This is a genomic window from Brevefilum fermentans (assembly GCF_900184705.1).
Lineage (GTDB): Bacteria > Chloroflexota > Anaerolineae > Anaerolineales > Anaerolineaceae > Brevifilum > Brevifilum fermentans.
Genome location: NZ_LT859958.1, coordinates 751,103 through 772,664, shown reverse-complemented (window position 1 = coordinate 772,664; position 21,562 = coordinate 751,103). Strand labels below are relative to the sequence as shown.

The 21,562-nt window shown below is 48.4% G+C and carries 18 protein-coding genes and 2 tRNA genes; 17 read left to right on the top strand and 3 right to left on the bottom strand.

Annotated features, from left to right (window positions below; translation table 11 throughout):
• Window positions 1-192: 192 nt before the first annotated feature.
• Both CFX1CAM_RS03500 and CFX1CAM_RS03495 read left to right on the top strand, forming a co-directional pair.
• On the top strand, window positions 193-783 hold the full coding sequence (locus CFX1CAM_RS03500; RefSeq protein WP_087861680.1) for a hypothetical protein: 591 nt from the start codon (window positions 193-195) through the stop codon (window positions 781-783).
• A gap of 69 nt (window positions 784-852) precedes the next feature.
• Window positions 853-924 (top strand) — tRNA-Lys (locus CFX1CAM_RS03495).
• Window positions 925-1,262: 338 nt separating this feature from the next.
• Here the strand turns inward: CFX1CAM_RS03495 and CFX1CAM_RS03485 are convergent.
• A complete protein-coding gene (locus CFX1CAM_RS03485) occupies window positions 1,263-2,189 on the bottom strand; it encodes an endonuclease NucS domain-containing protein (RefSeq protein WP_087861678.1) in 927 nt (308 codons plus the stop codon).
• Between the two features lie 162 nt (window positions 2,190-2,351).
• Between CFX1CAM_RS03485 and CFX1CAM_RS03480 the strand changes: the two genes are divergently transcribed.
• The 5 genes from CFX1CAM_RS03480 to CFX1CAM_RS03455 all read left to right on the top strand — a co-directional run bounded on the left by CFX1CAM_RS03480 (window position 2,352) and on the right by CFX1CAM_RS03455 (window position 9,541).
• Window positions 2,352-3,521, top strand: a complete 1,170-nt coding sequence (locus CFX1CAM_RS03480; RefSeq protein WP_087861677.1) for an IS256 family transposase — start codon at window positions 2,352-2,354, stop codon at window positions 3,519-3,521.
• A gap of 170 nt (window positions 3,522-3,691) precedes the next feature.
• Window positions 3,692-4,186, top strand: coding sequence for a MarR family winged helix-turn-helix transcriptional regulator (locus tag CFX1CAM_RS03475; protein WP_087861676.1), 495 nt, complete (start codon window positions 3,692-3,694; stop codon window positions 4,184-4,186).
• A 52-nt stretch (window positions 4,187-4,238) separates the two neighbouring features.
• Window positions 4,239-6,473 carry an ABC transporter ATP-binding protein gene (locus CFX1CAM_RS03470; RefSeq protein ID WP_087861675.1) on the top strand — a complete coding sequence of 745 codons (2,235 nt, stop codon included), beginning with the start codon at window positions 4,239-4,241 and terminating at the stop codon, window positions 6,471-6,473.
• Window positions 6,474-6,529: 56 nt separating this feature from the next.
• Window positions 6,530-8,359 (top strand): ABC transporter ATP-binding protein, encoded by a 1,830-nt coding sequence (locus CFX1CAM_RS03465; protein ID WP_197687166.1) that lies wholly within the window; start codon window positions 6,530-6,532, stop codon window positions 8,357-8,359.
• 618 nt (window positions 8,360-8,977) lie between these two features.
• On the top strand, window positions 8,978-9,541 hold the full coding sequence (locus CFX1CAM_RS03455; RefSeq protein WP_087861672.1) for a hypothetical protein: 564 nt from the start codon (window positions 8,978-8,980) through the stop codon (window positions 9,539-9,541).
• A gap of 665 nt (window positions 9,542-10,206) precedes the next feature.
• On the opposite strand, the gene CFX1CAM_RS03450 is transcribed toward CFX1CAM_RS03455, so the two are convergent.
• Window positions 10,207-10,292, bottom strand: a tRNA-Ser gene (locus CFX1CAM_RS03450).
• Window positions 10,293-11,109: 817 nt separating this feature from the next.
• Between CFX1CAM_RS03450 and CFX1CAM_RS03440 the strand changes: the two genes are divergently transcribed.
• The 10 genes from CFX1CAM_RS03440 (at window position 11,110) to CFX1CAM_RS03395 (ending at window position 20,467) form a co-directional block, all read left to right on the top strand.
• Window positions 11,110-12,210, top strand: coding sequence for an ABC transporter substrate-binding protein (locus CFX1CAM_RS03440; RefSeq protein ID WP_087861670.1), 1,101 nt, complete (start codon window positions 11,110-11,112; stop codon window positions 12,208-12,210).
• 83 nt (window positions 12,211-12,293) lie between these two features.
• Window positions 12,294-13,154, top strand: a complete 861-nt coding sequence (locus tag CFX1CAM_RS03435) for an ABC transporter permease (RefSeq protein WP_087861669.1) — start codon at window positions 12,294-12,296, stop codon at window positions 13,152-13,154.
• On the top strand, window positions 13,155-13,958 hold the full coding sequence (locus CFX1CAM_RS03430; RefSeq protein ID WP_087861668.1) for an ABC transporter permease: 804 nt from the start codon (window positions 13,155-13,157) through the stop codon (window positions 13,956-13,958).
• A 6-nt stretch (window positions 13,959-13,964) separates the two neighbouring features.
• On the top strand, window positions 13,965-14,972 hold the full coding sequence (locus CFX1CAM_RS03425) for an ABC transporter ATP-binding protein (RefSeq protein ID WP_087861667.1): 1,008 nt from the start codon (window positions 13,965-13,967) through the stop codon (window positions 14,970-14,972).
• Window positions 14,973-15,094: 122 nt separating this feature from the next.
• On the top strand, window positions 15,095-15,385 hold the full coding sequence (locus CFX1CAM_RS03420) for a BMC domain-containing protein (RefSeq protein WP_087861666.1): 291 nt from the start codon (window positions 15,095-15,097) through the stop codon (window positions 15,383-15,385).
• Between the two features lie 15 nt (window positions 15,386-15,400).
• Window positions 15,401-16,849, top strand: coding sequence for an ethanolamine ammonia-lyase reactivating factor EutA (locus CFX1CAM_RS03415; RefSeq protein ID WP_087861665.1), 1,449 nt, complete (start codon window positions 15,401-15,403; stop codon window positions 16,847-16,849).
• A gap of 25 nt (window positions 16,850-16,874) precedes the next feature.
• Window positions 16,875-18,242 (top strand): ethanolamine ammonia-lyase subunit EutB, encoded by a 1,368-nt coding sequence (locus CFX1CAM_RS03410; protein ID WP_087861664.1) that lies wholly within the window; start codon window positions 16,875-16,877, stop codon window positions 18,240-18,242.
• A 9-nt stretch (window positions 18,243-18,251) separates the two neighbouring features.
• Window positions 18,252-19,163: an ethanolamine ammonia-lyase subunit EutC gene (eutC, locus tag CFX1CAM_RS03405; protein WP_087861663.1), complete on the top strand. Its 912-nt coding sequence runs from the start codon at window positions 18,252-18,254 to the stop codon at window positions 19,161-19,163.
• A 61-nt stretch (window positions 19,164-19,224) separates the two neighbouring features.
• Window positions 19,225-19,881 carry an ethanolamine utilization microcompartment protein EutL gene (gene eutL / locus CFX1CAM_RS03400; RefSeq protein WP_087861662.1) on the top strand — a complete coding sequence of 219 codons (657 nt, stop codon included), beginning with the start codon at window positions 19,225-19,227 and terminating at the stop codon, window positions 19,879-19,881.
• 361 nt (window positions 19,882-20,242) lie between these two features.
• Window positions 20,243-20,467, top strand: coding sequence for a hypothetical protein (locus CFX1CAM_RS03395; protein WP_087861661.1), 225 nt, complete (start codon window positions 20,243-20,245; stop codon window positions 20,465-20,467).
• A gap of 58 nt (window positions 20,468-20,525) precedes the next feature.
• On the opposite strand, the gene CFX1CAM_RS03390 is transcribed toward CFX1CAM_RS03395, so the two are convergent.
• A complete protein-coding gene (locus CFX1CAM_RS03390; protein WP_087861660.1) occupies window positions 20,526-21,548 on the bottom strand; it encodes an NBR1-Ig-like domain-containing protein in 1,023 nt (340 codons plus the stop codon).
• Window positions 21,549-21,562 lie beyond the last annotated feature (14 nt).

The following is a 21,562-nucleotide window of genomic DNA, read 5'->3' as shown; positions in this document are numbered from 1 at the left end:
CCTTTCACTCGCATTAATTTAACCGATCAAAAAGCCAGGTGTGCACCGATTCGTCTTCTGCCCGGGGACAATATTGGGGTAAAATTGACTGGTGTTGCCAGGTCAGATCCGTGCTCTGGCACGCTGATCAAATATCTGTCATCATTATACTATTATCATGGATCCCCTAAAAAGGATTCGAGTGAGGAGCGTATGCAACGTCGAAAAATTTTGACCTTCATCTTCAGCCTGATGTCCTTGCTGATCCTGACCAGTTGTAACTCCAACAAAGAAACAGCGGATTGGAAGGTCTTCCGCATCGACCAGGAACCCGCTCTCAACATCGAGTTCCGCCTTCCCCCGGGCTGGTTGGTCGATTACGCGCCCAACCGGGACAAACCCGGTCAATGGGAGGTGACCCTTGTGCCCCCCAAATGCACACCAACGCAGGAAGTCGAATTTCAGAATAATTGCATTACCCTCGTCGCCCATATCAAAGAAAAATCGACCTTCAGCAAAGAAGCTTTTGTCGAGCTCACGGGCAGCGACATTCCCCTCAGCATTGATGGGAGCCGATCAGCCCTGTTTTTGGGTCTCGAATCCTTCCGGGTGAACCGTATCAAAGTGGAGCGTTACAACCACCTGATCAAGTCTGTAAATGGCAATGTGCATATGTCGACTTATTTTTTCGAGACCGACAGCGCCTATTTTATTTTTATCACCAACTTCCCCTATGAGCAGGCAGAGAACGAAACCCTTGATAATTTCGGCTTGCTGTTGGAGAGCTTGAAAACGACCCGCTAAATGGCGGATGCCTTGCCCGTTTTTTATTGACGTAGAGGGCAGAGGGTGCTACAATAATCATTTGAAGATGGGCGTGTAGCTCAATGGTAGAGCAGTGGCCTTTTAAGCCATTGGTTCAGAGTTCGAGTCTCTGCACGCTCATTACGCCAACTATGGCGGTTGCCCTAGGATCACCCCCCACATGCAGGGGTGATTTTGCTTTTTAAACACCATGAAAAATAAGAATGATTGATAGTCCATCGGTTTAATTAAACCAGGAAAATGCGCCGTTTGGGCCAATAATTTGCTTGAATTGCCTGACATCCAAAACTTAATGATGTGTAATTCAACTATTTTGCCATGCCACATAGGTTTCCTCGATATTGATATTATCGGCACGATCACACCAATACCCCACGTAATCGTGCCCCAGGCTCTCCTGGAATAGACGCACAATGCGGTTCTGAGTTTTGCGTTCAACCTCCCCAATTTGGCTCAACTCACACCTTCTTTAGCTTAAAATCCACCTCATAGCGATAGAATTCAATACCTTCTACCATCGAAAGCGCACGTTGCAGGCGGATATCATCCTCAATACCGATAATTACCCCTTTTACAAGTTGATCAGTTTCTGCTAGCTCTTCTTTCACATAACCCATATAGCGCAGTATTTGCCCAACAACTGCATCTGACGCACGCCCTTTTTTGAGCTCAATCACCAACAATGTTTTCTGGTCTTTGCTGACTGCAAAAATGTCAATAGCACCCGTATCAGTGGGAAACTGCTTTCCAATTAGGTTACCTTCTTCCTCATAGACATCGTAATCGCTACCAAAAGGTGTGTTACGCCAATTTTCAATGAGAAAATCTTCCAGATGCTTTTCCATCGCAAATAAATAAGGATTCTCTACCTCTGGAAGATTTGTGAAAATGTCTGTCGGAGTAATCCCTTGAATTAATGACTCAATTTCCTTAGCATATTGTGTAAGGTTAGAAACAGCTCCAGGCGCAATCAAAGCTTTGCTAAGTTCGTCACTCATGTCTGTACGTGATATACGTCTTTCCAGCCAACGAACGGGGCGTTGATGTGGGGATGGGTCATCAGGTTGGTAACGGTAACCACCTACCACCTCGCCCACCATATAGGAACCCGTGCCATCTGGTGAAAGGACAAGATCACCTTCTGCAATGCCTTTGGCAAGTGTCCACAGGGCGCCACAGGCAAGCCCCGCCGCAATCTTACTTTTATCCGGCAGCTTTTTCATAAAGCCCGGTATGAACTGGCGGTTGAACGCCCGCCAATCTTCCGGCAAGTGATCAGTTAAATCCTGATCGATATCATAGTAAACACCAATAGAGTTTTCATTGAAAAATTTTTCAGCATAGACATGCTGCCTGCCCAAGACCACCCGATAATAGCTTTTCATCTTCACCTCACACCAAACACGTTCGACTTGTCAGCAATTCCTGCATTATACCTTGTTTGATTTTTGTTAGTGTAACATTCTTTCTGTAAAATCTAGAACCTAAAAAAAGTAGTGAGTCAGAAGTATCCTAAATAGATCACCAAATCTGAAAAGGAGAACTCAATGACTCACCAAGAAAATTATAACCTATCAACAAGCATGATTGAAGAACTGGCACAAAATGGACTTGAGGTGATCCCTGAGCTGGTCCGGGTTATCCTCAATAATGTGATGCAAGCAGAGCGATCGCAATACTTGCAAGCTAAGGCATACGAGCGTACCGAAGATCGGCAAGGCCACGCTAATGGATACAAACCCAAAACGGTCAGGACCAGGCTTGGCGATATCACCTTTGCCATACCACAAGTGCGAGAAGGTGGTTTTTATCCTTCAGCGCTTGAAAAAGGTATGCGAAGTGAACGAGCCCTGCTGATTGCCTTAGCCGAGATGTACGTACAGGGGGTTTCGACCAGAAGGGTCAAAGCCATCACGGAAGAGCTGATGGGTGTTGAGATATCCGCCATGCAAGTCAGTCGAGCCGCCCAACAGCTGGACGAAGTCTTGCAAGAATGGCGGGAACGACCGCTTGGAGAAATCCAATACTTGTATGCTGATGCTCGCTACGAGAAGGTCAGAGATGCCGGACAAGTGCGTGATGCGGCTGTTTTAGTAGCCACAGGGATCTCTCCAGAGGGAGAAAGACAGGTTTTAGGGGTTTCGGTATCCCTCAGCGAACATGAAACCCATTGGAAGGCATTTTTAAAGAGCTTGAAAGATAGAGGCATGCATGGTGTGAAGTTGGTGATCAGTGATGACCACGCAGGTTTAGGGGCAGCTCGAAGAGCGGTCTTTGGCAGCGTGCCGTGGCAGCGATGTCAATTCCACCTTCAACAAAATGCTGGGGCTTATGTTCCAAGGCAATCGATGCGGAAAGAGGTGGCAGCTGATATCCGGGCCATGTTCAATGCGCCAGATAAAATGACTGCAGAGCAGTATCTCAAGGTGATCATTGAAAAGTATGCTCGTTCTGCACCACGATTATCTGTTTGGATGGAACATAATCTGGCTGAAGGTTTTACTGTTTTCGATTTCCCACTTGAACATCGAAGATCGATCAGAACCACGAACAGCCTGGAAAGGATAAATAAAGAAATTCGTAGAAGAACCAGGGTTGTAGGTGTATTTCCAAACGAAGCTTCTTGTTTGAGACTAATCTCAGCTCGATTGATGGAGATTAGCGAGGATTGGCAAATCGGCAAACGTTATTGCGCTGCCAGGTCATTCGTTTGTTAAAGTCCAATGGGTATTTCTGGCTCGAATTTACAGAAAAAAGGTTGCATAATCTTCCTAAAAAACATCGTATTCCACTTATCGACTCCTCTGCACGTTTAAAAAACCCACCTTGACAATCTCAGCGCAAGGATATATAGTTAACCCCGTTTAACTATTAAGCGAGGTAAACCATGTCTGATCAGGATCTTTTTCTGACCGCCCTGCGAGAATGGGTTGAAGAATCAATGCATCGTTCAATGCATGCCTTCATCCGCCATAACCGGCAGAGCTCCCTCTCGCTTTCGCAAACCAATTCGCTGTTCAGGTTGTATCATCATGGCGCCAGCCCCGTCAGCGACCTGGCAGACCATCTCGGCGTCACCATGGCTGCCGTCAGTCAGCTTTTAGCCCCTCTGGAAGAATCAGGGCTGATCCAGCGCACCGAAGACCCTGAAGACCGCCGGGTGAAAATGATTGCATTGACCGAAAAAGGCGCTCAAACCGTGCAGGAAGCCATGCGAGCCAGGCATGCCTGGCTGGATGATCTGGCTGTTCTGATTACCGAGCAGGATAAAGAAAGCATTTTACCGGCGCTATCAAGGCTGAATAAATATTCACAAAATCTAAAAGATGGGCTTCATCATCACAACACTCAACCCGCCATCGGGAAAACAAAGACCGGTTAGCGGTCTTTCATGATGAGCCAACAAGCAACCGCATTCGAGGATCATTCAACCTATGCTCAAATTGATTAAATACATCAAACCTTATATTTATAACGTTCTTGCCGCCATTGTCTTACTGTTTATCATGGGCAACGCTGACCTGGCTCTGCCAGATTACCTTTCTAAGATTGTGAATGTCGGCATCCAACAAAAAGGCATTAAAGATGCCTTCCCGCAGGCTCTGCGCAGCGAACGGTTCGAGAAAATCTCTCTCTTTTTATCTTCTGAGGAGCAAGCTGTCATTAATTCAGCCTATCAGCAGCTGGATCCCACGCAGGATACCACCCTGCTGGCAGAATATCCTGTTCTGGCAACCGAGCCAATCTATGTGCTGGCAGAGCTATCGAAGCAGGAGCGGGGTCAAATCGAACCCATCATGGCACGCGGCATGATCGTCACCGCCATGATCCAGCAAATGCAGGAAAACCCTGAAAACGCAGCAAACATGATGGGGAGCCTTCCTTTTGACCCATCCAAAATCCCACCCGGTATGGACCTTTACACAATTATTGGCATGGCAACGCCAGAGCAGCGCGAACAGATGATCGATCAGGTCAGAGATCAATTCGCAAACATGCCTGACACCCTTGTCCATCAAGTTGCAGCCACAGCCATCGAGCACGAATACGAGCAAATGGGCGTCAACCTGGGGCGTATCCAGACCCGTTACATCCTGCGCACTGGCGGGATGATGATCCTGGTTTCTCTATTGGCGGGGATCACCAGCGTATCGGTCAGTTTCCTGGCGGCGCGTACCTCAGCGGGCGTCGCTCGCGATATTCGCAAAGACGTGTTCACCAGGGTGGAATCCTTTTCAAGCCAGGAGTTCAATAATTTTTCCACCGCTTCGCTGATCACCCGCGCAACCAATGATGTGACACAAATCCAGCAGGTCACCTTTATGGTCATACGCATGGCCTTTTTTGCGCCAATTTTGGGCATCGGCGGCGTGATTCGAGCCATAGACAAAAGCCCCAACATGTGGTGGATTATCGCTCTGGCAGTTGGCATGCTTCTGCTGATCGTCAACATCACATTCTTCATTGCCACGCCAAAATTCAAAATCATTCAACAATTGATTGATCGACTCAACCTGGTCACCCGCGAAAACCTGACCGGCATGATGGTCATTCGAGCCTTTAACAAGCAGTCCTTTGAAGAAAAACGGTTTGATGGCGCCAACCGCGAACTCACCCGGGTGGGGCTTTTCATCCATCGAATTATGACCACCATGATGCCGTTGAACACGCTGGTGATGAGCGGGTTGCAAATATTGATTATCTGGATCGGCGCCCACCAAATTGCACAATCCACCCTCCAGGTCGGCGATATGATGGCTTTTCTACAATACAGCATGCAGATCATGTGGGCTTTTATGATGCTTTCCATGTTGTTCATCTTCCTGCCGCGCGCTGCCGTGTCGGGAGACCGTATCGCCGAAGTGTTGGAAACCGAAAATGTGATCAAAGACCCGCAAAACCCTGCATCCTTCCCGCAGCCCTTTACAGGAAAGGTTGAATTCAAAGATGTTTACTTCCGTTATCCCGATGCCGAGGAGTGCGTCTTGCATGGGATCACCTTCACGGCTCAGCCCGGTGAAACCACTGCAATTATTGGATCGACGGGCAGTGGCAAATCCACGGTCATCAACCTGATCCCGCGCTTTTTTGATGTCACCCAGGGGGCGGTGTTGGTCGATGGGGTTGACGTGCGTGACGTTTACCAGAGCGACCTGCGCGACAAAATCGGTTACATCCCTCAACGCGGCATCCTTTTCACCGGAACCGTGGAATCCAACCTGCGTTTTGCTGACCAGGAAGCCACAGAAGAAACGCTGCGCCAAAGCATCGAGATTGCCCAGGCTTCTGAATTTGTGTTTGCCAACCCGGAAGGCTTGCAAGCGGAAATTTCGCAGGGAGGTGCGAATGTCTCCGGCGGACAGAAACAGCGCCTGAGCATCGCCCGGGCACTGGTCAAACAACCGCCCATCTTCATCTTTGATGATAGCTTCTCAGCCCTCGACTTCAAGACGGATACTGCCTTGCGGCATGCCTTAAAAGAGGAAACGGGAAAAAGCACCGTATTGATGGTCACCCAGCGGGTCGCCACCGTAAAAGGAGCAGATCAGATCATCGTCATGGATCAGGGCAAAATTGTAGGCAAAGGAACCCATAGTGAACTGATGCAAACCTGCCAAACCTATCAAGAAATTGCCACATCGCAACTGAGCATGGAGGAGCTGGCATGAGCAACCAACATCACAATAACAACCAGCAAATCAAAAAAACGGATACCCAGCCCCCCATGCGAATGGGACGCCGCGGCGGGCCCATGGCGATGATGCCCGGCGAGAAAGCCCGTGATTTCAAAGGCACTTTCAAGCGTCTGTTGAAGTATCTTGGCAAATACAACCTGTTGATCTTGTTCGTTTTGTCCCTCTCGGCAGGCTCAACGGTCTTTGCGATTCTTGGGCCAAAGATTTTGGGGCGAGCAACCACCCAAATTTTCGAAGGCGTTGCCGCGAAAATCTCTGGAACCGGCAATGGGATCGACTTTACCGCGGTCGGTTCCATCCTGACGCGGGTTGCCCTGCTGTATGTCATCTCCGCCTTTTTGAACTTTCTGCAGGGCTATGTCAACGCTGGCATTTCAATGGATATCACCTATCGCTTCCGACAGGACATCGCCGCCAAGATCAACCGCCTGCCACTGCAATATTTTGACAGGGTCAGCCAGGGTGAGGTGCTCTCTCGGGTCACCAATGACGTCGATACCGTCAGCCAAACCCTTAACCAGAGCCTCTCACAGATCATCACTTCCTCCACCAGCGTCATCGGCATCCTGATCATGATGCTCTCAATTAGCTGGACGATGACGCTGATTGCCCTGGTTTCCGTTCCGCTTTCGATGGTGGTGATCCGCCTGATTGTAAAAAAATCGCAAAAATACTTTGTACAGCAACAGGAATATCTGGGTCACGTCAATGGGCATGTGGAAGAAATGTTTGGCGGTCATATTGTCATAAAAGCATTTAACGCCGAAGCAGAATCAGTAAACACTTTCAACCGTTTGAATACCACCCTGTACAGTTCGGCGTGGACTTCGCAATTTCTCTCTCACCTGATGATGCCAACCATGCGGCTGATCAGTAACTTCAGCTATGTCGCGGTCAGCATTCTGGGCGGTTACCTGGTAATTCGAAAGTCCATTTCCGTGGGTGATATCCAAGCCTTCATCCAGTATGTGCGTTCCTTCAACGAGCCACTGATGCAAATCGCCAATATTTCAAATATCCTGCAGCAAACAGCGGCTGCAGCAGAGCGCGTGTTTGAATTTCTCAACGAGCCTGAAGAAGTTCCGGAAACCGAGAACCCGGTTCAGCTTGATCACATTGAAGGTCGGGTAGAATTTCGCAATGTTCGGTTTGGCTATAACCCTGACGAAATCATCATTAAAGACTTCTCTTTTATCGCCGAACCAGGACAAAAGATTGCCATCGTTGGTCCAACCGGTGCTGGAAAGACAACATTGGTCAAATTGCTCATGCGCTTCTACGATGTTGACGACGGCGCCATCCTGATTGACGGGCATAACATCCAGGACTTCACTCGTGCCGATTTGCGCAAACTCTTTGCGATGGTCTTGCAAGACACCTGGTTGTTCAATGCCTCGATTGCCGAAAACATCTGTTACGGCTGTGAAGGCGGAGCCAATCCGGATCAGATCATTCAAGCTGCCACAACAGCCCATGTCGATCACTTCATCCGCACCATGCCCGGCGGCTACGATATGGTCCTCAACGAAGATGCTTCCAATATTTCTGCCGGACAAAAGCAGCTGTTAACCATTGCTCGCGCCGTTGTGGGTGACCCGCCCATGCTGATCCTCGATGAAGCGACCAGCTCGGTGGATACCCGCACCGAAGTCCTGATCCAGCAAGCCATGGATCGGTTGATGAAGGGTCGCACCAGCTTTATCATCGCCCATCGGCTTTCGACCATCCGTGACGCGGATTTGATCCTGGTCATGCGCGACGGTGACATTGTTGAGCAGGGCAGCCATCAAGACCTCCTCGATCAGAATGGCTTTTACGCTGAGCTTTACTACAGCCAGTTTGCATTGCAACCGGTATAACCCGCCCGCAAACACAGACCTCAGGGGTTTTTGTCCCAATCAATCCCCAGAGGTCTGAAGGGAAAATTTGAATTAACCCCAATCCTCGCAAACAAAGACCTCCGGGGTTTTTGTTTAAATCTCCACAACTCCATAATCAAACCACGGAGGTCTGAAGGGAGGTCTGAAGAAAAAACAAGCTAACAAAGACCTCCGGGGTTTTTGTTAAATCTTCATGCAATCAAACCCCGGAGGTCTGCAGAAAAAAACGCACAAACACAGATCTCCGGGATTTTTGTCAAATCTTCACAATTCTGTAATCAAACCCCGGAGGTCTGATGGGAAATTTGAATTACCCCAAATCCTCGCAAACACAGACCTCCGGGGTTTTTGTTTAAATCTCCACAATTCCGCAATCAAACCCCGGAGGTCTGATGCATAAAACGCACAAACACAGACCTCCGGGGTTTTTAGCCAAATCTTCACAATTTCGCAATCAAACCCCGGAGGTCTAAAGAAATAAAAATTTATCAAAAAACCCAAAACAAAATAGAACTTCACAACGCTCTGATTTTGATACAATACAATCAGTTTAAATTTCATCACCTCATCTCATATCATTTCTTTTACGAGGTAACGATGCTCACAAAACTTTCCCTTTGGCTTATGAAAATTTCTACCCCACTCCTGGCGTTGATCTGCCTGGCGCTCTTCCTCGTCTTCAGCGCGCTAGTCTTGCCCGATCAGACGGCTAAAGCTGAAACTTACAGCGCCGAACTCGGATCTCCCGACACTTCACTTTTCTATACCGCTGCCGACCTCTACCGCATGGCTGAAGGTTATGGAGCACATGGTCGGGCTGCCTACATCCGAGCAAGGTTCACGTTTGATCTGATCTTCCCGCTGGTCTACACCGCTTTCCTGGTTACAGCGATCAGCTTTCTGACGAAATTTTCAAATCTATCCGGGTCCTTGTGGGCAAGGGTCAACTTACTTCCAATAACCGGCATGGTCTTTGATTTTCTCGAAAATATCTCTGCATCAATTGTTGTCTCAAGGCACCCTCAACGCACAGCCGTGATTGATAGCCTGGCGGGCATATTTACACTGTTCAAATGGGTTTTTCTGGCAGCCAGCTTTCTTGTGCTGGTTGTTTTAGCCGTGTTCTCCTGGCGGAGGAAGACTCGGTTTAACAATAAATAGGAATGATTGCAAAAGAAGAACGACAACAAACAAGCCATTCATACTCTTGAAGACAAAACGCCCAAACACAACCACAGTGCATTTTTTATTCCAGCGGAGGGGGCTGCGAAGCGTTCCCGCAGGGAATGTGGGTGCGAACCCACCGCGCTTGAAAACGTGCTCGTTTAAAAAAACCACCCAACCGGGTGGGTGGTCTTATTCTTACAGCGGAGGGGGCTGCGAAGCGTTCCCGCAGGGAATGTGAATGCGAACCCACCGCGCTTGAAAACGTGCTCGTTTGAAAAAACCACCCAATCTGGTGGGTGGTCTTATTCTCACAGCGGAGGGGGCTGCGAAGCGTTCCCGTAGGGAATGTGGATGCGAACCCACCGCCTTTGAAAATATGCTTGTTTAATAAAAAACCACCCAATCTGGTGGGTGGTCTTATTCTCACAGCGGAGAGGGCTGCGAAGCGTTCCCGTAGGGAATGTGGATGCGAACCCACCGCCTTTGAAAATATGCTTGTTTAATAAAAAACCACCCAATCTGGTGGGTGGTCTTATTCTCACAGCGGAGGGGGCTGCGAAGCGTTCCCGTAGGGAATGTGGATGCGAACCCACCGCCTTTGAAAATATGCTTGTTTAATAAAAAACCACCCAATCTGGTGGGTGGTCTTATTCTCACAGCGGAGAGGGTGGGATTCGAACCCACGATACCTTGCGGTATACCCGCTTTCCAAGCGGGCGCACTAGGCCAACTATGCGACCTCTCCATACCGCCTTTTCTAAGGCGAAAAGTATTATACCAGACACAAACCGGCTTGTTAAGTGGTTAATTTATGTGTTTAAGTGCTAAACCAAGCATCTAGTATTTTCTTTCATTTTTTTGGAATTTTGGTCAGGGTATTAAATAATTCGTTGCTTTTTCACTGGAAAAATCTGTTATAATATTAACCTTACTGAATAAATAACCGAATGTGAACTTCATGACCTGCACAATCGCAGATGTGTAAGAACAAATTTTTCATTCGCATAAGCCAGATTTAGAATACACAACAGGTTTTACATGCTCCATTTTTTACCGATTATTTTATGCTCATTCTATTTTTAAAAAGTGGAAAGATTATTAATTATCCTTTATAATTGAGCATAACATTTATCAGGCTTGTATTGAAGTAAAAAATCACTTCGACGATGAAAGGGATCAGACATTAAAGAAATTATCATCGAATTCTTCTTAATAACCATTACCCCGTTAATTTGCAGATGTCTTTTCAATAACGGGGCGTGGATTAACAAAGAAAGGAGGTTTATTTCCAGATACAAAATGCTGTGTTTAGAAGCGAACAATGGAAACAGTGACGGTGATTTTTATTTCAATGTTCAAAAATCAACAGTTTTTCCACGATTGCGAACGTTATTTCTCTTTTTATTTCAAGCCAGTTGCTGTGAAGTTTTCGCGAAACCGTGTCAACAACCGAATTTTTCTTGGCTAAAAATTGAAGATTTATTTTTGAAGCATAAAACCAGGAAAAGCAACCATGAGAAGGTGTCGTTATTAACGACTCCAATGATTACGAAAGGATTGAGATGAAGAAACACCAATTAATTAGTATCGTTATGCTGATGACCATAATTTCTGTGCTCCTGGCAAGTTGTGGGCCGGCAAAAGGCAAAAAAGAAGCCGTCAACCTGAATGATTACACCCTCGAAGAAATCATCAAAAAAGCACAGGAAGAAGGGCACGTTGAATCCGTTGGTATGCCGGATTCTTGGGCTAATTGGGGTGACACCTGGGAAGGTTTGACAAAGAAATATGGCATCACGCACGCAGATACCGATATGAGCTCGGCTGAAGAACTCAACATGTTCGAAAACGAGAAGGATTCCCCCACCAAAGACATTGGCGATATCGGACTCGGGTTTACCGCAGAAGCCATTGAAAGAGGCATCGTTCAGGGTTACAAGACCAGCTACTGGGAAACGGTTCCCGATTGGGCAAAAGCCGAAGATGGCAAATGGATGATTGCCTATACCGGTGTGACCACGTTCATCTTCAATGAAGATGTTACCGACGAACCCTACCCGACTTCCTGGGCTGATGTTCGCAAGGGCACTTACAAACTCACCATCGGTGACGTCATCGGCGGCGCCACGGGTCAGGCTAACGTGCTTGCAACCGCTTTTGCTTTCGGCGGTGACATGGATAACCTTGACCCCGCGTTTGAATTCTGGGCAGAAATGGCAAAAGCAGGCCGAATCGACCAGGGCGATATCCTCTTGCAACGGATCCAGGCGGGTGAAGTTCAACTTGGCGTAACCTGGAGCTACAATGCCCTGACCTATCGCGACGAAACACCGAACTACAAGTTCTCGATCTCGGTACCTCAGGATGGCTCCATCCTCAGCGGTTATGCCTCAGTGATCAACGCTTTTGCACCGCACCCCTTTGCAGCCGCTTTGGCTCGCGAATTCATCTTCAGTGATGACGGGCAGATCAACCTGGCAAAAGCAGGCGCAGTTCCAACCCGGACCGATATTAAGATCCCACAGGCGATTCAGGACGCGACGATTCAACAGTCCGAGTATCAGAATTCAATTCCGATCACCGACGCAGCAAAATACTCAGAGGTTTGTGCCCAGATCTCAGTGCGTTGGGAAGAGGAAATCATCCCCCTGATGAGCAAGTAATTGCTTTGATCGGTGTATGAAAACATAAACGATAGGGGCGTATTAATTCTTATACGCCCCTCTTTTCAAAGACTGGAGATTCTATGAAAAAAAAGACCAACGTGAAACTGAATTTCCTGGCTCTTCTACCATTCTTGTTGATCGCATTTCTGTATGAAGTTCTTCCGTTGATCATGATGATTCTCAGCAGCTTCAGATCAGAAGTCGATAAAAGCGTTCTTTTTTCTTTTGAAAACTACATCGCGGCATTCACACGCCCCGCTTATCAAAGAGCAATTCTCAATAGCCTTAAAGTCACAGCGATTTCAGCTTTGTTTGGAATTCTCATTGGGTTTATTGGCGCTCAGGCTATTCACAATTCAACCGGCAAAATTAAAAACGTATTTATTACAATCCTCAATATGACGTCTAACTTTGCCGGCGTTCCTTTGGCTTTTGCATATATGATCATTTTAGGCAATTCCGGTGTCCTCATTCAGGTCGGAAAGACCTATGGCATCACAGCCTTAGCCAATTTTGATCTTTACACAAGCTTTGGGCTCAACATGATGTACGTGTATTTTCAGGTTCCACTGGCAACCCTGTTGATGGTACCGGCGTTCTATGGCATCCGCCAAGAATGGAAAGAAGCCAACTTGCTGCTTAATGGAAATAGCCTTACTTTTTGGTTCAAAGTTGGCATTCCTGTCCTGTTGCCCAGCATTTTTGGAACCATCAGCGTCCTTTTTGCCAATGCGATTGCAGCTTACGCCACCGCGTACGCACTTCTGATGAACAACTACTCGCTGCTTTCAATCAATATCACAGGCATGTTCACCGGTGATATGACCACGCGTCCTCATCTGGGCGCAGCCTTATCAGTGGTGATGATGATTTTTATGTTAGGTGCGATATTAATCAACAATTTCATCACCCGTCGGACTTCAACTTGGAGGTGGCGTTAAATGAAAAAACAATTTTGGGTCACTGCCCTTATCATCCTGATTATTATTTATTTACTGACCCCGTTATTAGCTACAGCAACCTATTCCGCCTTCAAAAAATGGACCGGCATCCTTCCGGAAGGCTTTACCCTTAAACACTATACCGACCTGCTCTCTAACAGGCCTTTTATGCTGTCATTGGGACGGACGATACTGGTTTGCATTATTCCGATCGTGATCACTGTGGTGGTGGTGCTTTTAGCATTGTTTGTAGTCACAATCCACTTCCCTCAATATGAAAAATATGTTCAAATCCTGTGTATGATCCCTTATACCATTCAGGGTGTGATTCTTTCGGTCAGTATTCTTTCGCTTTATCAAGGCATGGCAGGGTTTTTAGGCGATCGCAAGGTGATGCTGATCGGTGCTTATTGCATCATCATCCTGCCATATATTTACCAGGGGATCCGAAACAGCATGCACGCGGTCAATATGCCCATGCTGATCGAGGCGGCAGAGATGTTAGGCTCCAGCAAATTGGAGGCGTTTATTCGTGTGATTATTCCTAACATCATCTCAGGAATCACCGTTTCATCGCTGCTGGCAGTAGGAATTATCTTTGGAGATTACGTCCTTATTCGCAACATTACGGGCAGTGCTTTCCAGAACGTTCAGATATTCCTTTTCCTCGCCATGAAACGTTCCAGCACCGAGGCTTCGGCTGTTTTTGTTATTATTATGCTGACCACATTCCTGATCACGGCTCTATTTCTTTATGTTCAGAGCAGAGATGAGCGCCAGAAGATCGAAGAGAAAGGGAGATGATAATCCATGTCTTACATCGTTTTTGAAAATGTCAATAAGTTTTTTGGAAACAACCACGTTTTAAAGGATATCAATCTGGAGGTTGAGAAAGGACAGCTGGTCACCCTGCTGGGACCTTCCGGTTGTGGAAAAAGTACGCTCTTGCGCTGCCTGGCGGGTTTGGAAACAGTCACGTCAGGAAGGATTTATTTGGATGGCAACGATATCACCGATGTCAGTGCCAGGACACGTGGAATCGGGATGGTTTTTCAACAGTATTCGCTGTTTCCAAATCTAAACGTCTTCAACAATGTTGCCTATGGGCTCAAGCAAAACAAAATCCCAAAACAAGAAATCCAAGAAAAAGTGGAAGAAATCCTCGAGATGGTTGGGCTGAAGGAAAAAATCACCCAGTACCCCAACCAGCTTTCGGGTGGACAACAACAACGGGTTGCCCTGGCACGTGCGATCGTCACCGAACCAAAAGTCCTGCTTTTAGATGAGCCGTTATCTGCGATCGATGCTTTGTTGCGCCGCAACTTGCAGATCGAAATTCGCCGCATTCAAAAAGAACTCAACATTACCACCATCTTTGTAACCCACGACCAGGACGAAGCGATGGTTCTTTCGGACATGATTCACCTGTTCAACGAGGGCTTCATCGAGCAGAGCGGTTCAGCCATCGAACTTTATGCCAATCCGCGTACAAAATTTGCGGCTACTTTTATCGGTAATTACAGAATCTTGCCTGCCGCTGACTTAGCCAAAGCCACCGGTGAAATCTTCACCTGCCAGGATGTTGCGATTCGACCAGAGATCGTGCAGATCAGTTATCAACCCACTGTTGATGAAGACAAGTACCACCTTAAAGGCGTTATCACCAACAGCATCTCGCATGGGAATATCATCCGGTACAATATTCAATGCGGCGAAGTAAACCTCAATGCTGACGTGGTCTACGAAAGCGGTATACCTTATAAAGAAGGAGAAACGGTTTACCTCTCCGTCAGGAAGGACGGCGTTATCGAGCTGTAAAACTGGGGACTTTTTGAAGTTCCCCAGATTTATGATGATCAACCATTGATAGAATGACAGCAAGCCTGTCTTTTAATCAATGGTTGAGATACAAAAATAATTTTTGACATGAGGAGCCTGTCATGACAGATGTTCAATTTATTGCATTAGGGATGGTAGAAACTAAAGGGCTGGTCGGCGCTATTGAAGCAGCCGATGCAATGGTCAAAGCAGCCAATGTCACCCTGATTGGCAAAGAAACCATCGGTGGTGGTTATGTAACAGTGATGGTGCGGGGCGATGTCGGTGCAGTGAAAGCTGCAACCGATGCTGGAGCTGCCGCAGCGAAAAGGGTCGGTGAGCTGGTCAGTGTCCATGTCATCCCTCGCCCTCACAACAACATCGAGTTCATCCTTCCAACTCAACCTGAATAGGAACATGCAGGATTAATGGTTTCAGCAAGGGAAATGATCAGTGTCGGCATTGATGTCGGCACGACAACGACCAAACTGGTTTTTTCGCGCCTTCAAATTGCAGATGTCGCCCGCCCAGGAAGAGTACCTCGCTTTGACGTGGTCGATAAGGCATCTCTGTTTGAAAGCGAAATTCACCTGACCCCGCTTCTGAATCCGACATTGGTGGATGTGGATTCGCTGACCGCGATCATCAGCGGTGAATACCGCAACGCGAATATCCACCCTGAACAAGTTGAAACCGGTGCTGTCATCATCACCGGAGAGATTGCACGCACCGAAAACGCTGACTTAATTCTTCAAGCCATGGCTGCCCTTGCCGGTGATTTCGTGGTGACCGTCGCAGGTCCAAATCTGGAAGCTCAAATTGCTGGACGTGGCTCGGGGGCAGCAGCCTATTCTGTGGAACGCTTTGCTCAGGTTACCAACATTGATATCGGCGGGGGCACCGCCAACGCAGCCATCTTCCGGCTTGGAGAACATCTTTCCTCCTCCACCCTGGCGGTTGGCGGGCGTCAACTTATCGTTGATCGATCATCGGGCATCGTCAGGCACATTGCGCCTTCCGCACATATCATTATCGACACCCTTGGCTTGCCCATTGTGGCGGGTCAGCGAGTTGAGCTTGATACGCTGCAGAGCTTTACGGATTTGATGGCTGAATTGGTGGCAGACCTGGCGTCCGGCGCCCAGTCGGCTTTGGGCAGCAGGCTTCAGCTCACGCCGCCCTTAGAAGGTGCAGAGAAGTCAAAAATTCTCTTTTTTTCAGGCGGAGTTGGCGCACTTTATTACCAGAATTATTCAATCAACAATCTTGCCGATGCTCTCGTTTATGATGATGTCGGTTTGCTGTTTGCGCGCTCTTTGCGCGAAAATGAAAGGCTTCGCAGATATACCGTTTTGCCCCCTTCGCAAACAAAGCGTGCAACGGTGATTGGCGCTTCAAATCAGACGGTGACCCTCAGTGGCAGCACAATTTGGACGAGCGCTGAAATCCTTCCCGCGCGCAACCTGCCTGTGATTCGCCCCCAGCTTCCACTGGATTCGCCACCTTCGCCCGAAGAAGTCAATGCAGCCATTCTGACCGCCATCCAACGCTGGGATATCAACCTGGAATCGACCACGTATGCTATCGCTCTCACCCTACCACAAAAACTCGATTACCACTGGTTACGTCAAATCGCCGAAGGCTTGGTTAAATTTTCCAACGGAACCCTTGCTCCTGGAATGCCTCTGGTGCTCGTGACTGAAATGGATTATGCCCAGGTTCTCGGTCAGACGATCAATTCCATGGCGCCGCAGCTCCCCCTGATCAGTGTGGATCAAATTGGTTTGAGCGAAGGCGATTTTATCGATATCGGCGAGCCGATCCTTGATGGTCGCATTGTGCCGCTTTCTGTAAAGACCTTGATCTTTTATGATTGAGTGCTTTGAGAGGTAAAGGACAGCTATGCTTTTACGAACGAAATTGTTTGGAAAAACCTACGAATTTGCCACCATCAAGGAATTGATGGCAAAAGCCAACGAAGAAAAATCCGGCGATCGCCAGGCTGGGATCGCTGCCGAGAGCTCAGTTGAACGCATGGCTGCAAGACATATCCTCGCCGAGGTTACGCTGGAAACTTTGCGCCAAAACCCATCGATTCCCTATGATCGGGACGAGGTCACCCGGGTAATCGACGACAGTGTCAATGAAACGATTTACAACGAAATTAAATCCTGGAAGCTGGGCGATTTTCGTGAATGGCTGCTGTCAGATACCACCACCTCCGAAATGATCCGGCGCGTCAGCAACGCCCTGACTGCCGAGATGGTGGCGGGTGTGGCTAAGCTGATGTCAAACCTTGACCTGATGCTGGCTGCGAAAAAAATCAGAGTGACCGCCCATTGCAATACCACTATGGGGTTGCCCGGAGTGCTTTCTTCACGCAACCAGCCCAACCACCCCACCGACTCCCCGGCTGGGATCAAAGCCTCGATCTTCGAAGGGCTATCCTATGGCTCTGGCGATTGCGTAATCGGGATCAACCCTTCCGACGATTCGCTTTCGAGTGTCAGTCGCCTGTTCGAACTGACCCATGATGTGATCACAGCCTGGGAAATCCCAACCCAGAACTCAGTGCTGGCGCACATCACCACGCAGAGGGAGGCGCTTAAACGGGGCGCACCGGTTTCCATGCTGTTCCAAAGCCTGGCAGGTTCAGAGAAAGCAAACCAGGGCTTTGGAATTTCCGTTGGGATGCTGGATGAAGCCTACGAACTGGCAAAACAATACTGCAACAGCACCGGACCCAATTACTTTTATTTTGAAACGGGTCAGGGAACGGAATTATCCGCCAATGCTCACGAGGATACCGATCAATTGACCATGGAAGCGCGCTGTTATGGATTAGCCAAACGCTATCAGCCTTTCATTGTTAATACCGTAGTGGGCTTTATCGGTCCAGAATACCTTTACGATAGCGTGCAAATCACTCGTGCTGGGTTAGAAGATCACTTCATGGGCAAATTGACGGGTATCCCAATGGGATGCGATGCCTGCTACACCAACCACGCCAAGGCAACACAAAACGACATTGAAAATCTGGCAGTGCTCCTGACCTCTGCCGGTTGCTGCTACTTCATCGGCGTTGCCCTGGGTGATGATATCATGCTCAGCTATCAGTGCACCAGTTATCATGACACAGCCAGCCTGCGACAGCTGCTTGGTTTGCGTCCCATACCGGAGTTTGAAGCCTGGATGGAAAATCTGGGGTTGATGAAAAACGGCATCCTGACAGAAAAAGCCGGTGATGCCTCTTTCTTCCTGGGGCGATAGGAGTTTCAAATGGAACAAAAGAATTTGGACATTGAAGCGATCATCAGACAGGTTCTGGCGGAGTTAGGCAAGGGTAGCCTTCAGGAATCCGCACCCCAGGTAGAAGTTGTCAAGCCTGAGGGAGGTCAAAGTCCTGGTATCGACTTGCCAGATCCAAGCCTGGCTGAAAACCGTCAGAAGCTTGGGGTTGTCAACCCGTTTGACCCTGATGGCTTGCTCAATCTCTGTTCAACCACAAACGCCCGCCTGGGCGTTGGCAGGGCTGGACCACGCCCAAAGACTGAATCCCTGCTCCTGTTCCAAGCTGATCATGCCGTTACCCAGGATGCAATTTTTGGCGTCGTCGATGAAGACATCTTGAATCAGTTCGACTTATTCACCGTTCAAACACAGGTTCAATCTCAGACCGAGTACCTGCTGCGTCCAGATCTGGGGCGTATATTATGCGATGACGCAAAAAAGACCATTGCTGAACGCTGTGTGAAGAATCCACAGGTCCAAATTGTGGTTGGCGATGGCCTCAGCGCGGCTGCAATCAACAACAACCTGCCTTTGATTTTCCCGGTCATCGAAGAGGGTTTACAGGGCGCCGGGCTCAGCCTTGGCACGTCCTTTTTCATCAAACATGCACGCGTGGGCGTGATCAACGACCTGAACGAGATCATCAGAGCAGATGTGGTGGTCATTCTCATCGGAGAACGTCCCGGCTTGGGAATTTCTGATGCCATGAGTGCCTATATGGGCTGGCAGCCGGCACACGGCAAAACCGATGCAGATCGTGATGTAATTTGCATGATCACCATGAACGGCGGTACCAACACGCTGGAAGCCGGCGCTTTCGTGGTTGAAATGATTAAAAAGACGCATAAGTTCCAGGCCAGCGGTGTGAGTTTGAAGGAAAAAACCGCCACAGCTGAATAGGCTCCTGTAAACACCATTTTTTTGGATAGATATGCACAAGCATTGATAAAGAGAGATTAACATGGCCCTTCTTGATCCAATCATCCCCCGCATACTTGCCGCAAGATTGATCCCTAATGTTCACCCCGAATTTGCCAGAGAGCTGAACCTGCGACCGGATCAAAAAAGCCTGGCATTGATCACCTGCGACATTGACGATTCATTATACGTCTCTTTGGACGAAGCAACGAAAAAAGCCGATGTTGATGTTGTCTATGCCGCCAGCTTCTACGCCGGTTCTGGTTACCCATCGGGGCCACTCTCAGGAGAAATCATCGGCATCCTGGCTGGGCCTAATCCGGCGGAAGCTCGTGCTGGCTTGTTGGCTTGCATCGAATATGCTCAAACCCAAGCCCACTTTTATTCAGCAAATGAAGATGGTTCACTGGCTTTTTTTGCCCATCTGATCTCTCGTACTGGCTCATACCTCAGCGGGCTGGCTCAGGTGCCCGAAGGAGACCCTTTAGCCTATCTCATTGCGCCCCCCATCGAGGCGACCTTTGCCATCGACGCGGCGTTAAAACGAGCCGATGTCAGGCTTTGTGTGTGGTTCAAACCCCCTTCTGAAACCAACTTTTCCGGTGCCCTGCTGACAGGAACTCAGAGCGCCTGCCAGGCTGCCTGCCAGGCTTTTCAAGAAGCCGTCCTCGACCTGGCGGCTTCACCACTCAGCTACTGATCCGTATTCTGCCTGACCCTATATGCCAACTTACCTGCAGTTTTTTTTACCTGATTATCTTTCTTGTGTTTAAACAATGGATCAAGTCGACGAATTGTTTGACTGGTTGATAAATAGCGCCATCGTCCCTGTTCTGGTTCAAATCCCGGTTACTTTTTTTGCGTATTCCAGGTTTTTTCAGGGCCTTCCTGATTTGATCACTCAATAAAATGTGCGATATCCGGACCGTTCTGCTTTTTAAGTCTTTGGTGAAAAATGATCAAAGAGGTGCGTTTCTACAGACAACTTTTTTGTTTGGATTTAAAGACTTCGAGTTAAAACTTATTGCTTTCTATGCCGTATAATAATTGAGGAGGTCAATATGGCAGAAAAGAAAAACCGTGTACACTGGCTGTTCTTCCCTTTCTGGTTCACCTGGCGATTGGTCGTTTGGATCATCGAAGCCACCGGACGCCTGATCGGCGCTATTTTAGGGCTGGTGTTGATGATTGCCGGAGTGACATTAACCTTAACGATCGTCGGCGCAATCCTTGGCATTCCATTGATCATTTTCGGCTTTATGCTCATCTTTCGCAGCCTGTTCTGATTAAAAAAAGCCCCTGCAAGGCAAGGGCGATTTAATCATTCTTCAACCAAACCGGAGTTCAGTGAACTGCCCAGGTCAGGAAACTGATCATCAATTTTTCATCGGCAAACCATTCAATGCGCAACCATCCCCAAAGCCCCTCCGAAGTCCGATAGCAAAAATACGTCCCCACGGGTACTGTAGAAAAACCAATGGTGTTGTTATTAATTGCTGCCGCAGAACATTGAGCCAGTCCGGGTTCAAAATCACCGTAAGCAGCCCATTCCATGCCATTCAGGGGCGTCAACAGGTGAGCAGGTGTTCCTCCATAATGGTACTGGAGGTCAGCCAGATCGTCATCAGCGGGGTTCAGGATAGCCTTATCAAGGTCGATTTTATCGCTGTCGGCTAACAATGCCTCACCCGTAATATAAACTGGGGGTGTCACGGTCAGAGAAGGCGTCGGATGCGGGGTTTCAGTCGCCACCTGAACGACCTCAATCCGTACCCAAAAGGGTGCATCGCCATGCGGACCAATTCCAAATAGCGCGTCATCAGGATCGCGCAACATCCAGTTGCTCTGGTAAACCCCAACCTGCTCAGGAGCGATCATATCGACGGTCAGGTCAACGGTTTCGCCCGGTTCAACCGGCTGAAGCAGGTAATGCGTGTATTGTGCGCTTAAGCTGTTGCCCGAGAAAAAAGTCAGCGCATACAATCGCGTCCAGGTACAGGAACCAACATTTTTCAACCGCCAGGTTTTAGAAAAATGCGTTCCTGGCCCCATCTTGGTGTCGTCCGGGATCGTAATGTCGATTGGCAGACCCGCTTCAGCCAGGTTGCAGGGCAGTACGCTGGTGGGGGTTTGGATGGGCGGTCGTGTGCGCACCAAAGTGGGAATCGGCGTAGAAGTCTGGGTGGGCGTCGGCGTTTCTGTGGGTATCGCTGTTTGGGTCTGCGCAAAATCCAGGGTCACCAGGCTGACCGCAGTTTCATTCAGGCGCGTGTCATCCAGAGTCGCCAAACTTAACGGCGCTTCACTTTTCCCACAAGAAGTTAAAAAAATGACCAGAACACCAAGCCAGAACAATCTTGTTTTCATTAATCATGATTTTA

Bases quoted from the DNA above. Each gene is read 5' to 3' on its own strand.
- eutL (WP_087861662.1), top strand. From the start codon at position 19,225: ATGGCCCTTCTTGATCCAATCATCCCCCGCATACTTGCCGCAAGATTG.
- CFX1CAM_RS03430 (WP_087861668.1), top strand. From the start codon at position 13,155: ATGAAAAAACAATTTTGGGTCACTGCCCTTATCATCCTGATTATTATT.
- CFX1CAM_RS03415 (WP_087861665.1), top strand. From the start codon at position 15,401: ATGGTTTCAGCAAGGGAAATGATCAGTGTCGGCATTGATGTCGGCACG.
- CFX1CAM_RS03410 (WP_087861664.1), top strand. From the start codon at position 16,875: ATGCTTTTACGAACGAAATTGTTTGGAAAAACCTACGAATTTGCCACC.
- CFX1CAM_RS03420 (WP_087861666.1), top strand. From the start codon at position 15,095: ATGACAGATGTTCAATTTATTGCATTAGGGATGGTAGAAACTAAAGGG.
- CFX1CAM_RS03465 (WP_197687166.1), top strand. From the start codon at position 6,530: ATGCGAATGGGACGCCGCGGCGGGCCCATGGCGATGATGCCCGGCGAG.
- CFX1CAM_RS03500 (WP_087861680.1), top strand. From the start codon at position 193: ATGCAACGTCGAAAAATTTTGACCTTCATCTTCAGCCTGATGTCCTTG.
- eutC (WP_087861663.1), top strand. From the start codon at position 18,252: ATGGAACAAAAGAATTTGGACATTGAAGCGATCATCAGACAGGTTCTG.
- CFX1CAM_RS03470 (WP_087861675.1), top strand. From the start codon at position 4,239: ATGCTCAAATTGATTAAATACATCAAACCTTATATTTATAACGTTCTT.
- CFX1CAM_RS03440 (WP_087861670.1), top strand. From the start codon at position 11,110: ATGAAGAAACACCAATTAATTAGTATCGTTATGCTGATGACCATAATT.
- CFX1CAM_RS03455 (WP_087861672.1), top strand. From the start codon at position 8,978: ATGCTCACAAAACTTTCCCTTTGGCTTATGAAAATTTCTACCCCACTC.
- CFX1CAM_RS03395 (WP_087861661.1), top strand. From the start codon at position 20,243: ATGGCAGAAAAGAAAAACCGTGTACACTGGCTGTTCTTCCCTTTCTGG.
- CFX1CAM_RS03485 (WP_087861678.1), bottom strand. From the start codon at position 2,189: ATGAAAAGCTATTATCGGGTGGTCTTGGGCAGGCAGCATGTCTATGCT.
- CFX1CAM_RS03480 (WP_087861677.1), top strand. From the start codon at position 2,352: ATGACTCACCAAGAAAATTATAACCTATCAACAAGCATGATTGAAGAA.
- CFX1CAM_RS03390 (WP_087861660.1), bottom strand. From the start codon at position 21,548: ATGAAAACAAGATTGTTCTGGCTTGGTGTTCTGGTCATTTTTTTAACT.
- CFX1CAM_RS03435 (WP_087861669.1), top strand. From the start codon at position 12,294: ATGAAAAAAAAGACCAACGTGAAACTGAATTTCCTGGCTCTTCTACCA.
- CFX1CAM_RS03425 (WP_087861667.1), top strand. From the start codon at position 13,965: ATGTCTTACATCGTTTTTGAAAATGTCAATAAGTTTTTTGGAAACAAC.
- CFX1CAM_RS03475 (WP_087861676.1), top strand. From the start codon at position 3,692: ATGTCTGATCAGGATCTTTTTCTGACCGCCCTGCGAGAATGGGTTGAA.